Source organism: Micromonospora tarensis (genome assembly GCF_016803395.1).
Taxonomy (GTDB): domain Bacteria; phylum Actinomycetota; class Actinomycetes; order Mycobacteriales; family Micromonosporaceae; genus Micromonospora; species Micromonospora tarensis.
Window position 1 is genome coordinate 1 of record NZ_JAEVHL010000204.1, and the last position, 11,718, is coordinate 11,718.

13 protein-coding genes and 3 pseudogenes are annotated in these 11,718 nt (G+C 71.7%); 8 read left to right on the forward strand and 8 right to left on the reverse strand.

Annotated elements, in window-relative coordinates; translation table 11 throughout:
* The 3 genes and pseudogenes from JM949_RS27605 to JM949_RS27615 all read left to right on the forward strand — a co-directional run.
* Nucleotides 1-231, forward strand: a pseudogene (locus JM949_RS27605) (bifunctional protein IspD/ispF); the annotation flags it as partial.
* On the forward strand, nt 228-494 hold the full coding sequence (locus JM949_RS27610; protein ID WP_203151141.1) for a DUF6457 domain-containing protein: 267 nt from the start codon (nt 228-230) through the stop codon (nt 492-494). The pseudogene JM949_RS27605 and the gene JM949_RS27610, both read left to right, overlap by 4 nt.
* Before the next feature lie 82 nt (nt 495-576).
* Nucleotides 577-1,683, forward strand: a complete 1,107-nt coding sequence (locus tag JM949_RS27615; protein ID WP_203151142.1) for a T3SS (YopN, CesT) and YbjN peptide-binding chaperone 1 — start codon at nt 577-579, stop codon at nt 1,681-1,683.
* A gap of 15 nt (nt 1,684-1,698) precedes the next feature.
* Here JM949_RS27615 and JM949_RS27620 read toward each other — a convergent pair whose 3' ends face one another.
* Nucleotides 1,699-2,154, reverse strand: a complete 456-nt coding sequence (locus JM949_RS27620; protein WP_203151143.1) for an Lrp/AsnC family transcriptional regulator — start codon at nt 2,152-2,154, stop codon at nt 1,699-1,701.
* A gap of 59 nt (nt 2,155-2,213) precedes the next feature.
* On the opposite strand from JM949_RS27620, the gene ddaH reads away from it, so the two are divergent.
* Nucleotides 2,214-3,047: a dimethylargininase gene (ddaH, locus tag JM949_RS27625; RefSeq protein ID WP_203151144.1), complete on the forward strand. Its 834-nt coding sequence runs from the start codon at nt 2,214-2,216 to the stop codon at nt 3,045-3,047.
* A 65-nt stretch (nt 3,048-3,112) separates the two neighbouring features.
* Here ddaH and JM949_RS27630 read toward each other — a convergent pair whose 3' ends face one another.
* The gene (locus JM949_RS27630; RefSeq protein ID WP_203151145.1) at nt 3,113-4,300 is read right to left on the reverse strand and encodes an ABC transporter substrate-binding protein; all 1,188 of its coding nucleotides are present in this window, start codon (nt 4,298-4,300) and stop codon (nt 3,113-3,115) included.
* Nucleotides 4,301-4,379: 79 nt separating this feature from the next.
* Entirely contained in the window at nt 4,380-5,177 is a 798-nt protein-coding gene (locus tag JM949_RS27635; protein WP_203151146.1) for an alpha/beta hydrolase family protein, read from the reverse strand.
* An 85-nt stretch (nt 5,178-5,262) separates the two neighbouring features.
* On the opposite strand from JM949_RS27635, the gene JM949_RS27640 reads away from it, so the two are divergent.
* A complete protein-coding gene (locus JM949_RS27640) occupies nt 5,263-5,865 on the forward strand; it encodes a bacterial proteasome activator family protein (protein ID WP_203151147.1) in 603 nt (200 codons plus the stop codon).
* Nucleotides 5,866-5,875: 10 nt separating this feature from the next.
* Here JM949_RS27640 and JM949_RS27645 read toward each other — a convergent pair whose 3' ends face one another.
* From JM949_RS27645 to JM949_RS27655, 3 genes and pseudogenes are all read right to left on the reverse strand, one after another.
* Nucleotides 5,876-6,688 carry an HAD family hydrolase gene (locus JM949_RS27645; RefSeq protein WP_203151148.1) on the reverse strand — a complete coding sequence of 271 codons (813 nt, stop codon included), beginning with the start codon at nt 6,686-6,688 and terminating at the stop codon, nt 5,876-5,878.
* A pseudogene (locus JM949_RS27650) lies at nt 6,688-7,508 on the reverse strand (HAD family hydrolase). The gene JM949_RS27645 and the pseudogene JM949_RS27650 overlap by 1 nt, the downstream one beginning before the upstream one ends.
* Nucleotides 7,509-7,686: 178 nt before the next feature.
* Nucleotides 7,687-8,418, reverse strand: a complete 732-nt coding sequence (locus JM949_RS27655; protein WP_203151149.1) for a hypothetical protein — start codon at nt 8,416-8,418, stop codon at nt 7,687-7,689.
* A gap of 133 nt (nt 8,419-8,551) precedes the next feature.
* Here JM949_RS27655 and JM949_RS27660 point away from each other — a divergent pair, with 133 nt between their 5' ends.
* From JM949_RS27660 to JM949_RS27670, 3 genes are all read left to right on the forward strand, one after another.
* Nucleotides 8,552-8,983 carry an OsmC family protein gene (locus tag JM949_RS27660; RefSeq protein WP_203151150.1) on the forward strand — a complete coding sequence of 144 codons (432 nt, stop codon included), beginning with the start codon at nt 8,552-8,554 and terminating at the stop codon, nt 8,981-8,983.
* Nucleotides 8,984-9,129: 146 nt separating this feature from the next.
* Nucleotides 9,130-9,477: a metallopeptidase family protein gene (locus JM949_RS27665; RefSeq protein WP_203151152.1), complete on the forward strand. Its 348-nt coding sequence runs from the start codon at nt 9,130-9,132 to the stop codon at nt 9,475-9,477.
* Between the two features lie 85 nt (nt 9,478-9,562).
* Nucleotides 9,563-10,285: an AIM24 family protein gene (locus tag JM949_RS27670; RefSeq protein WP_030487734.1), complete on the forward strand. Its 723-nt coding sequence runs from the start codon at nt 9,563-9,565 to the stop codon at nt 10,283-10,285.
* A gap of 46 nt (nt 10,286-10,331) precedes the next feature.
* On the opposite strand, the pseudogene pheA reads toward JM949_RS27670, so the two are convergent.
* Both pheA and JM949_RS37815 read right to left on the reverse strand, forming a co-directional pair.
* Nucleotides 10,332-11,287: pseudogene (gene pheA, locus JM949_RS27675) on the reverse strand (prephenate dehydratase).
* A gap of 10 nt (nt 11,288-11,297) precedes the next feature.
* Nucleotides 11,298-11,718: hypothetical protein (locus tag JM949_RS37815; protein WP_238433996.1), on the reverse strand; the 421-nt coding region annotated here is incomplete at its 5' end.

Sequence of the window (11,718 nt, forward strand, 5' to 3'; positions counted from 1 at the left end):
GGGGACGGGCGGCGGCAGTCGCTCTGCGGCGTCTGGCGGGTCGCCGCGCTGCGGGCCGCGGTGGACCGGCTGACGGTCGAGCGCGGCGGCGAACTGTCCGGGGCCCCGGTGCGGGCACTGCTCGCCGGCCTCGTCGTGCGGGAGCTGCCCTGGTCCGGCGACGGCCCGCCGCCGTGGTTCGACTGCGACACTGACGAGGACGTACGCCGGGCGGAGGAGTGGGCGCGATGACGGTGCTGGACGACTGGGTGACGGCGGTCTGTGCCGAGTTGGAGCTGGACCCGGCCGGGGTGCCGGTGCCGGCGGTGCTGGATCTGGCCCGGGATGTCGCCCACCAGGTGGTGCGTCCGGGTGCGCCGGTCACCGCGTACCTGCTGGGGTTGGCGGTCGGTCGGGGCGCCGACCCGGCGGACGCCGCGGCCCGGCTCAGCGCGCTGGCGGGCACCTGGCCGATCGGGCTGGATGCCGAAACCGCCGACCCGACGGCCCCCTGACCCGTCGCTGTCCGATCCCGGTCCGGGCTGATTCGACAGCCAGGCGGCGTGGGTAGGGTGATCGTGACGGACGGAGGCGATCATGACGGCTGACCACCCCTCGGCGCCGCACGGTGAGCTGCCCGGCGCTTCGGCTGAGCCGGCGGAATCGATCCTGCTCGACGAGCCCAGCACCACCGACCTGCGGGCGAAGGTGACCGAGGCGTGGCGGGAGTTCGCCCGCGCGCTCGCCGTACGGCTGGGGGAGCTGCCCGCCGGCGCGCACCTCGACGTGACCCTGGACCCGACCGCCTCCGGCACCGGAGACGCCGTCTACTCGATAAGCGTCGACGTGAACGGTGCGGGAGCGCTGTCCGCCCGTGCGGTGGGAAACGCCACGCTTCCGGCGGGCTACCGCCTGGACCGGGGCGCGGTCGCGGACATGATCGCGCTCGGCTGGTCCCCGCCGGGGGTGGTCGCCGGCAGCGGCGGGTCCTTCGGCCTGGACGGTACGACGACCGAGTCGACAGGGATCGCCACGTTGCTGTCCCGGACGCTGCGTGACGTGTACGGCGCCCCGCACCCGGCCTTCCTCGTCTACACGGTGCAGGACACCGAGGGCGAACCGCTGGCGGTGGACCCGTTGGGCACGGCGCGCAGCGAGTTCGGCCCGGACGCCGACGTCGAGGCCGACCTGGAGGAGGCGCTGGCCCAGGCGGCAGCCGCGCAGGCCGAGCGGGAGGACGTGCTCGACCTGGCCGAGCGGGTTCGGACCGTGGTCTCCACCATGCTCAAGTCGGAGCCCGACCGGTTGCAGATCGACTCGGACGGCGACATCAACATCCGGGCCGGTTCGGCGATGGTCTTCGTGCGGGTGCGGGACAATCCGCCGCTGGTGGACGTCTTCTCCCCGGTGCTCACCGAGGTGGAGCCGACCGAGCGGCTCTACGTCAAGCTCTCCGAGCTGACGAACCGGATGCCGATCGGCCGCCTCTACTGCGCCGACGACACGGTCTGGGCGTCCATCCCGGTCTTCGGTCGGAGCTTCCAGGCCACCCACCTGATGCTGGCGGTGCAGGTGATGACCGGCCTCGCCGACGAGTTGGACGACCGTCTGCACGGCGAGTTCGGCGGTAAGCGGTTCTTCGGTGAGGGCGACAAGCCGGTGCGCCGCGACGAGTCGGAGCACCGCACCGGGATGTACCTCTAGGCGACGTCCGGCAGGTCAGGCGGACGGGCCGACGCCCGGGGACTCCACCAGCCGGGACAGCACGATGGTGCTGCGGGTGGAGGTCACGAACGACTCGGCACGCAGCCGCTCCAGCGCCGCCTCCAGGTGGGCGATGTCGGCGGCGCGCAGGTGCACGAGCGCGTCCGCCTCCCCGGAGACGGTGTACGCGCCGACCACCTCGGGGTGCCGGCGGGCGGCCACCCCGATCTGCGCCGGGGTGGTCCGGCCCGCGCAGAACAGCTCGACGAAGGCCTCCGTGGTCCAACCGACGGCGGCCGGATCCACCACGGCCGTGAATCCCCTGATCACGCCGGTGGCGCGGAGCCGGTCGACGCGACGCTTGACCGCTGGCGCGGAGAGCGACACCCGGGCACCGATGTCGGCGTACGACGCGCGGGCGTCGGCGACGAGCAACGCAATGATCCGCTGGTCTACGGCATCTATCTGCAACGTTCCGCCTCTGGGAAGCAACGGTTGTGGCTGTTTTCAACGTTCCACGGTACCTACTCTTGGTGACCGTGAACCAGCAGCGAGTGCCGCGAAGGCGGACATATCTCATGTGCTCGCCCGAGCACTTCGCGGTCGAGTACGCCATCAACCCGTGGATGGACGTGACCACCCCGGTCGACAGTGACCTGGCGGTCAAGCAGTGGGACCGGCTGCGCGAGACGCTTGTCGGCCTCGGCCACGAGGTGCACCAGCTCGCCGCCGAGCCGGGCCTGCCGGACATGGTCTACGCCGCCAACGGCGGCTTCTCGGTGGACGGCACCGTCTACGGCGCCCGGTTCAAGCACGAGCAGCGGGCTGCCGAGGCCGCTACCCACCACGCCTTCTACGAGGCGCAGGGCTGGCGGTTCATCGCGCCCAGCGAGACCAACGAGGGCGAGGGTGACTTCGCGTACGTGCCGGAGGCGCACGGCGGGTTGGTCCTGGCCGGGCACGGCTTCCGCACCGAGATCCCGGCGCACGCCGAGGCGCAGGAGGCGTTGGGCCGGCCGGTGGTGTCGCTGCGCCTGATCGACCCCCGCTTCTACCACCTGGACGTGGCGCTCGCGGCGATCGACGACTCGAACGTCGTCTACTTCCCGGGCGCGTTCTCCTCGGCCAGCCAGCGGGTGCTCACCCAACTCTTCCCGGACGCGGTGATCGCCGACGACGAGGACGCGATGGCCTTCGGGCTCAACCTGGTCAGCGACGGCGCGAACGTGGTGCTCAGCAGCGAGGCCACCCGGTTGGCCGGCAAGCTCAAGGCGGCCGGGTACACCCCGGTCCCCGTCGATCTGGCCGAGTTGAAGAAGGGCGGCGGCAGCGTGAAGTGCTGCGTCGCCGAGCTGCGGCACTGACACAGGTACGCCAGGGGCCGGCCTCCCGACGGGAGGCGGCCCCTGATCGTGCTCCGGGTGGGCGGTCAGCCCAGGGTGGCCAGCTCGTTGATCAGGACGTTCGACATGACCTGACCGTCACGCTGCACCTCGCGCAGGTACCACTTCTGCTGGGGGGTGCGCGGCTGGTTGAACTGCCAGATGCCGCGCGGGCTGTCGATCTGGCCGATCTTGCCCAGGGCCAGGTTGACCTGTTGCGGGGTGGGCTTCCCGCCGGTCAGCTGGATGGCCTGGTCGAGCACCTGCGCCGCGTCGTACGACGCCATCGCGTACGTGGTGGGCGTGACCTGGTACTTCTTGCGGTAGGCCGAGGCGAAGACCCGGTTCGACGTGTTGTTCAGGTCGGCCGAGTAGTTCAGCGCGGTCTGGATGCCCAGCGCGTTGTCCTTCAGGTTCTCCAGCACGGTGCCCTCGGTGAGGAAGCCGGGAGCGTAGATCGGCCCGTTGAACTTCTCGCGCAGCTGCTTGATGAACTCCACAGCGGCGGCGCCGGCGAAGAAGCAGAAGACCGCGGTGGGCTTCTTCGCCAGCGCCCTGCTGATGTCCGAGACGTACGTGGTCTTGCCGGGGTTGGCGGTGGGGTTGGTGTAGGTCACCGGGTCGCTGATCCGCGAGTCGGTGGCGCCGAACTCCTGCCGGAAGCCACGCACCACGTCCGGGCTGCCGACGTTCTCCGGCATGATGATCGCGATGCGGCCGTTCGCCGGCAGTTGTTCGCGCAGGTAGCGGCCCAGCGCCCGGCCGGCCTCGTCCAGCACGTACGACGTCCGCCAGATGTAGAAGACGCTCTGCAGGCTGCTCGGCGAGGCGTTGGAGCCGATCAGCGGAACCCGGGCCTGCTCGACGGTGTCCCGGATGCCGACCATCACCGCCGAGTTGACCACGCCGGTGAGCGCCAGCACGCCCTGCTTGAGCAGGCCCTCGACGGCGGCCTTGCCGGTCTTCGCGGTGTCACCCTCGTCGGCGGTCAGCAGCTCGACGGGGTGGCCGCCCAGCCGCTGGTCGTGCAGGTCGAGGAAGAGTTGGAAGCCGTTGGTGATGTCGTCGCCGATGCTCTTGAAACCACCGGCCTGCGGCGTGATCAAGCCGATCTTGATCGGGCTGCGGTTGGCGGTCGGCTCGGCGTCACTGTCGGAGCCACACCCGGCGACGAACCCGGTGGTACCGAGCGCGGCCAACAGTTGGAGCGCCCGCCTGCGATTCATCTGCGACACCAGGTTCCTTCCGAGGAGCGTTACCGGGCCGAACACCGCCCTCCGGCGTTCTACCTGGTCCGCGACGCTGCGTCAATGGTTAGTGATCATCGTGCAGGGACCGCAACACAGCAAGAACCCGAGGCCAGGCGGCCGACTCCGGATCGATCAGCCCGAAGTGCTCGCATTCGGGCAGTTCAACAAGGGAGATATCGGACTCGGCGGCACGGGCCCGCGCGACGAACTCCCGGCTCATTTTTGCCGGCACCTGGAGGTCCTCCGAACCATGCATGACTACTGTCCGTGCCCGTATCGGTACCAATGATCGTGGATCCGCAGCCGCGTACCGGTCCGGGACCTCCGTCGGGGCGCCGCCCAGCAACGCGGCGACCGCGCCCGAGTCCAGATCCCGCCGGTACGCCTCGGCGAGGTCGGCCACCGGGGCCAGGGCGAGCACCCCACCGACCGTCGCCGGAGCGGTCGCCGCAACGTACAGCGCCAGGTGGCCACCGGCCGAGTGCCCGAGCAGGATCGGCGCGGCCGGGGTCACCCGGCCGGGCAGCGCCTCGGCGGCCAGTGCGGGCAGCTCGGCCACCCCGGTGAGCGCGTCGCCAAGGGTGCCCGGCCAGCCACCGCCGGGCTGCCCGGTTCGACGGTATTCCAGCTGCGCCACGGGATAGCCGGCAGCGGCCAGCGCCGCGGCCAGCGGGCCGGTGTGCCGCCGGTCGTACTCGGCTCGCCAGAAACCGCCGTGCACCACGATGACCAGTGGCCGCGCCGGGCCGGTCCCCGCCGGACGCCGCAGGTCGGCCACCTGGTTCGGGTCGTCGCCGTACGGCACGGTCCGGTCGGGCTCCGGCGCGGGCCGGGTCAGCACGGCACGTGGGTCGGCAGGCATGGCGCGACGGTAGCGCGCCCCCGCGCGGGTGGTTCGGCCCCGGTAGTCGGTCCCGGGCGGCATGGCTCGCGTCGGCTGGGTAAAGATGGACCCCATGACCGACGCGCGCTCCGCTGGACAGAACGACGAGCCCGGCACCGACGACTCCGGCCACTCCGGCACGGTAGTGGTGGTCGGCCCGGACGGCCGGCCGATCGGCACCATGCAGACCGACGAGGGCCAGGGCGAGGACCCGACCCGCCTGGTCGAACAGCCGGCCAAGGTGATGCGGATCGGCAGCATGATCAAGCAGTTGCTGGAGGAGGTGAAGGCCGCACCCCTCGACGACGCCAGCCGCAGCCGGATGCGGGAGATCCACGAGCGGTCGATCGTCGAGCTCAAGGAGGGCCTCGCCCCCGAGCTGCGCGAGGAGCTGGAGCGCATCTCGCTGCCCTTCGCCGAGGACAAGGCCCCCAGCGAGGGCGAGCTGCGGATCGCGCACGCCCAGCTGGTCGGCTGGCTGGAGGGCCTGTTCCACGGCATCCAGGCGGCGTTGGTGGCCCAGCAGATGGCCGCCCGGGTGCAGCTGGAGCAGATGCGCGGCGGCCGGCAGGCGCTGCCCAGCGGCCCCGGCGGGGTGGTCCCCGGAATGCCGGGCATCGGCCAGCCGGGCGGCGGCGAGGGGCACAACACCGGTCAGTACCTCTGACCCGTCCCGCTCAGTCCACCCCGAAGATCTTCTCCAGGTACGCCGTCACGCCGTCCTCCGAGTTCGTCGCCGTCACCTCGTCGGCGACCGCGAGGACGGCGCGGTGCGCGTTCGCCACCGCCACGCCGCGCCCGGCCCAGGTCAGCATCGGCACGTCGTTGGGCATGTCGCCGAAGGCCAGCACGTCCGCCGCGCGCACCCCGAGCTGGTCGCAGTACCAGGCCAGCCCGGCCGCCTTGGTCACCCCGGCCGCGGAGATCTCCACCAGGCCGGAGGAGGACGAGTGGGTCGCCTCGGCCAACCCGGCCACCGCTGCCGCGATCAGCTCGGCGAAGGCGTCCGGGTCCTGCTCGCCGGCCCGGGCGAGGAGCTTCACGGCCGGCACCGAAAGCAGCTCCTCCGGCGTCTCGATCGGTCGGATGCCGTCGGCATCGGCGTCCCAGCGCAGCGGGTAGTGCGCCTCGTGCCGCATCTCCCGGCTGTCCAGGATCTCCACGGCGAAGCTGATGCCGGGCACCTCGGCACGTAACCGGCGGGCCACCTCGGCCAGGTGGTGTGGTGCCAGCGGGTCGGCCCGCACCACCTCATCCTCGAACGGGTCGTAGACCACCGCGCCGTTGGCGCAGACCGCCGGCAGCGGCTGGGCGAGCTGGTCGTACACCATCTTGAGCCAGCGCACCGGGCGGCCGGTGACCAGAACGACTGGCGTGCCCCGCGCGGAGATCCGCGCGAGCACGTCGGCGGTGCGTGGGCTGACGGTGTGGTCGTCGCGGATCAGGGTGCCGTCGATATCGGTGGCGACGAGGCGGGGGGTCTCTTCCATCACCGGGACAGTAGCCGGTCCAGATACACCGCCACCCCGTCGTCGTCGTTGCGTAGGGTCACCTCGTCGGCGACGGCGCGCAGCGCGGGATGCGCGTTGGCCACCGCCACCCGCGACCAGCCGGCCCACTCGAACATCGGCAGGTCGTTGGGCATGTCACCGAAGACCAGCACGTCGGCCGGGTCGACCCCGAGGGTCTGCGCCACCACTGTCAGCCCACTCGCCTTGTCCACCCCGGGCGGGCAGATCTCGATGAAGCCGAGCCCGGCCTGGGTGAGCGTGGCCTGCTCCGGCGAGACGATCCGACGGGCCACCGCCAGCAACTCGTCCACGTGGTGGTCGGCGGTCCGGGCGAACGCCTTGAGCACGTCGCAGGAGAGGCACTCCTCGCGGGTGCGGGCCTCGAACCGGTCCTGGTAGGGCCAGCTCTCGTGGTAATCGCCCCAGAGCGGGGCGTCGTGCTCGTCGGATGCCTCGACCATCACGGTCAGCGGGCCGACCTCGGCCTCCAGGTCGGCGAGCAGCCGCGCGAGCACCTCGGCGGGCAGCCGCTCGTCGCGGAGCACCACCGGGCCGCCGGGTCGCTCTGGTCGACCACCCGGCCGCCGCCGGCCATCACCAGGAAGTCGGCGGCCCGGATGTCGTTGCGGGTCAGTTCGGTCAACCGAGGGCCGCGACCGGTCGCGCCGACCACCGGGATTCCGGCGGCCCGCACCCGGTCGAGCACCCCATGCGTGTACGCGGAGACGGTGTCGTCGCTGCGGACCAGCGTCCCGTCGAGGTCGGTCGCGATCAGCTTGGGAAGTCCCGGGCGGGTCATCGTTCCTCCTTCGCCCACCGCCGTCGCGCCTGCCACGGTCGGAGAAGCCGAAACGGCGGGCAGCAACCGTACCTCGGGAAACAGGCAGCAACCAGGTCTTCCAGGCGAATCGGGCACCAACAAAAGCCGTCGCGATATTGCCCTGGCTATTCCGACGAACGGGGCATATCCCTGAGGTTCAGGACGCTTGGTCGGGGCGGGCGAACGGCGTGGCGGGCGTGACAGTCAGGTCAGCCGGCGCGGGCAGGCCGTCCTCGTCGATCGGCTCGCCGCCCCGGCGACGGCGCGAGGCACGGCCGGGTGGCACATTGCCGGGCCGGCCGTCCTCCCCCGCGCCCAGCCCGGCGACCGGGGCCTGCCGCAGGGCCGCGCCGAGCAGCGCACACGCGACGAACGCCAGCACCAGGCCGCGACCGTAGTCGGTCCGGAAGCCGTCCTGCGGCGAGTAGAAGAAGTTGCGCTGACCGGGATCGTCGAGGGTGACGGTGGCCGCGAACAGCATCACCAGCAGGGCACCGGCCAGGGTGAGACCGGCCAGGCGAGCGTTCGGCCGCACCGCCGTGGTGCCGCGCAGCGCCAGCACCACAGTGCAGACGAGGCCGAGCAGCCCGACCAGGTAGCCGACCCCGAAGCCACCCACCTCGGACACCCCGGCGGGCACCTCGATCGTGCCGGTTCCGTCGGGGCCGCCGTTCGGCAGGGTCATCACCAGCCACTCACCGACCAGCGAGGCGACCCCGGCCACCGCACCCAGACCGGCGAGCAGCAGCGGAAGTCGAGGATCCTGGGTGAAGGCGGCCACGGACCAACCGAACCGACGCCGTGGGGCCGCGTCCTCTGCACCCCACTCGATCACGGCTGGGCCCTCGGACCGGTCGCCCTGTCGCGGGATCGGCAGCTCCTCGGACATCGGGCCATCCTTCCGCCGGTCACGGACCTGGTTCGCATCATGGCACAACTGGCCGGTGGTGACCGGGATCGCAGGGCCGGCGACGGTGCCGGTCGGTCGCCCCGGCGGTCACCTTTCCGCTAGCGTTTGCCGCATGCCTATCCGTACCGCTTCAGCACAATGGCAGGGCAACCTCACCGAGGGCGCGGGCACCGTCCGCACCGGTAAGGGCGGCCTGTCCGGCAACTACTCCTTCAAGTCGCGCTTCGAGGAGGGTGAGGGCACCAACCCCGAGGAGCTGATCGCCGCCGCGCACGCCGGCTGCTTCTCGATGGCGTTCTCCAAGGCGCTCGCCGACGCCGGCACCACCGCCACCTCGGTCGAGACCACCGCCAAGGTGCACCTGGACAAGACCGACGCCGGCATGACCGTGACCCGGATCGACCTGGAGACGGTCGGCCAGGTTCCCGGCATCGACGACGCGGAGTTCCAGAAGCTCGCCGAGGCCGCCAAGGCCAACTGCCCGATCTCCCGCCTGCTCTCGCCGGGTGCCGAGATCACCCTCAGCGCCCGCCTGGCCGGCTGAGCGATTCGACCACCCCGCGCGTACCCGGAAGGAGCCCTCGCCCGGCCCCGGGTGATCGCCCCCTTTCGGGTACGCGCGTTCCGGCCCCGGTCGTCCGCAGGGCCGGGCCGGTTGCCGCCACGTCGGGCACAATGGGCGAGGTGCCGGTGGAGATGAGCCGTGAGCGCTTCGAGGAGTTGGTCGGCGAAGCCCTCGACGAGGTGCCCGAGGAACTGCTCGGTCTGATGAACAACGTGGTGATCCTGGTCGAGGACGACCCGCCACCGGGCGAGTCCGACCTGCTCGGCCTCTACGAGGGGCACGCGCTCACCGAACGGGGCTGGGACTACTCCGGGGTGCTGCCGGACCGGATCTTCATCTACCGCCGTCCGATCCTGCGGATCTGCGACAACGACGAGGACGTCATCGACGAGGTGGCGGTGACAGTGGTGCACGAGATCGCCCACCACTTCGGCATCGACGACGCCCGACTGCACGCGCTGGGCTGGGGCTGAACGCGCCGCCTCCGCCTGCGCGCGCTGGTTGCCGAGGTCGCCTACCGTCGGTGCGGCGAACGCGAACCCACTCAGGAGGCCTTTCATGCGCAGCGAGCTGTTCTCCGCGGAGAATCTGGAGAAGGAGTCCGCGCAGCCCGGCATGCGGCTGCAGAACTCCAAGATGTTGAAGATCGAGCTGAACGGCGAGGCGATGGCCCGGGTCGGGTCGATGGTCGCCTACCAGGGGAACGTGCAGTTCCAGGCGCTGGGCTCGGGCGGGCTCGGCAAGTTCCTCAAGCAGAAGCTCACCGGCGAGGGCGTTCCGCTGATGAAGGTCTCCGGCCAGGGCGATGTCTTCCTCGCCGAGCTGGCGAAGGACGTGCACATCATCGACCTGGAGCCGGGCGACGCGCTGTCCATCAACGGCTCCAGCGTGCTCGCCTTCGACTCCACCCTCCAGTACGACATCAGGATGGTCGGCGGCGCCGGGATGGCCTCCTCGTCCGGCCTCTTCAACTGCGTGTTCAGCGGCTACGGCCGGATCGCCATCACCACCAAGGGCACCCCGGTCGTGCTCAACGTGGACGCCCCGACGTACGTCGACCCGCAGGCCGCGGTCTGCTGGTCGGCCAACCTGCAGACCGGCTACCACCGGGCCGAGCAGCTCGGCCTCGGCACCCTGCTCGGCCGCCGCACCGGTGAGTCGTTCACGATGAGCTTCGCCGGCCAGGGCTTCGTGGTGGTGCAGCCGTCCGAGGAGCCGCCGGTGATGGGCAGCGGCCAGCAGCAGCAGGAGGGCGGCCTGCTCGGCGGTCTGCTGAGCTGACCGGGGTGGCGTGGGCGTTCCCGGCCGGTGGAGCGCCCGCGCCCGATCAGGTCAACTCGCCGCTGCGCAGCCGGGTCAGCCAGGCCGCCGCGTCGGCGTAGTCGACGTCGGAGAGGCCCGCCGGTGCGGGAACCGGCCGCTCACCCGGCGCCTGGGTCCAGCGGTGTCGGGGATACGAGCCGAGGAACCGGACGTCGGCGCAGACCCGGCGCAACCCCTGCAACGCCTCGCCCAGCCGTACGTCGCCACGTGGCCGGTGCAGTCCAGGAAGAAGACGTAACGGCCCAGCGCCTCACCTGTCGGACGGGACTCGATCCGGCTCAGGTTGACCCCGCGTACGGCCAGCTCCATCAGCACGGACAGCAGCGCACCGACCCGGTCGTGGGCGATGTAGACCGCTAGTGAGGTGAGATCGTCGCCGGTCGGCGGCGGTGGCGGCCCCGGGCGGGACACGAGCGCGAACCGGGTCACCGCGTCCGGGTGGTCGGCGATCTTGTCGGCGAGCGTGTTCAGCCGGTGCCGGGCGGCCCCGATCGGTGCGCAGATCGCCGCGTCGAACTCGCCCGTGGCGGCGCCGGCGGCGGCCGCGCCGTTGGAGAGCACGTCGACCACCACGGCGTCCGGCAGGTGGTCGTGCAGCCAGCCCCGGCACTGGGTGGAGGCCTGTGGGTGGGCCGCCACGGCCCGGATCGAGGTCAGCGCGGTGCCGGGCCGTGCGGCGAGCACGAACTCCACAGGCAGGACCACCTCACGGGTGATCACCAGCGGCTCACCCTCGGCCATCTCGTCAAGCGTGACGCCCACCGCGCCGCCGATCGAGTTCTCCAGCGGCACCAACGCGGCGTCCGCGTCGCCCGCCCGGACGCTGTCCAGCGCCTCCCCGACACTGCGGGCGGGCGTACGGGTGCCGCGCTCGGCTGCGGGGACGGAGCGTAGGGCCTGCTCGGAGAAGGTGCCCTCCGGCCCGAGGTAGACGAAACGTGTCGGCGGTGTTCCCGGCATGCCGATCAGCCTACGCACCCGGCCGGATGGCCGGACCGGCGTCGCAGGCAAGGGTGCGGATCCCGGCCGGGCCGGTGGCGCGTACCTCGATGGTGCAGACGTCGGTGCCGGCGGTGACCAGCGCCGGTGCGGACGGCTCACCTCGGGTGACCACCTGGAGTTCCTCGTGCCCGGTCACCTCCAGCACGGTGAACTGCCACTCACCGGCGCAGAGCGGCCCGGTGCGGACCCGAACCCGGACGTTTGCCGGCAGCACTCCGGCCCGGCCGTGCAGCAGTCGCACCACCTGCTGCCCGGTCGGCCCGTTCCGGCAGGCGGTGGCGACGACGCCGGAACCCGGACGTTTGCCGGCAGCACTCCGGCCCGGCCGTGCAGCAGTCGCACCACCTGCTGCCCGGTCGGCCCGTTCCGGCAGGCGGTGGCGACGACGC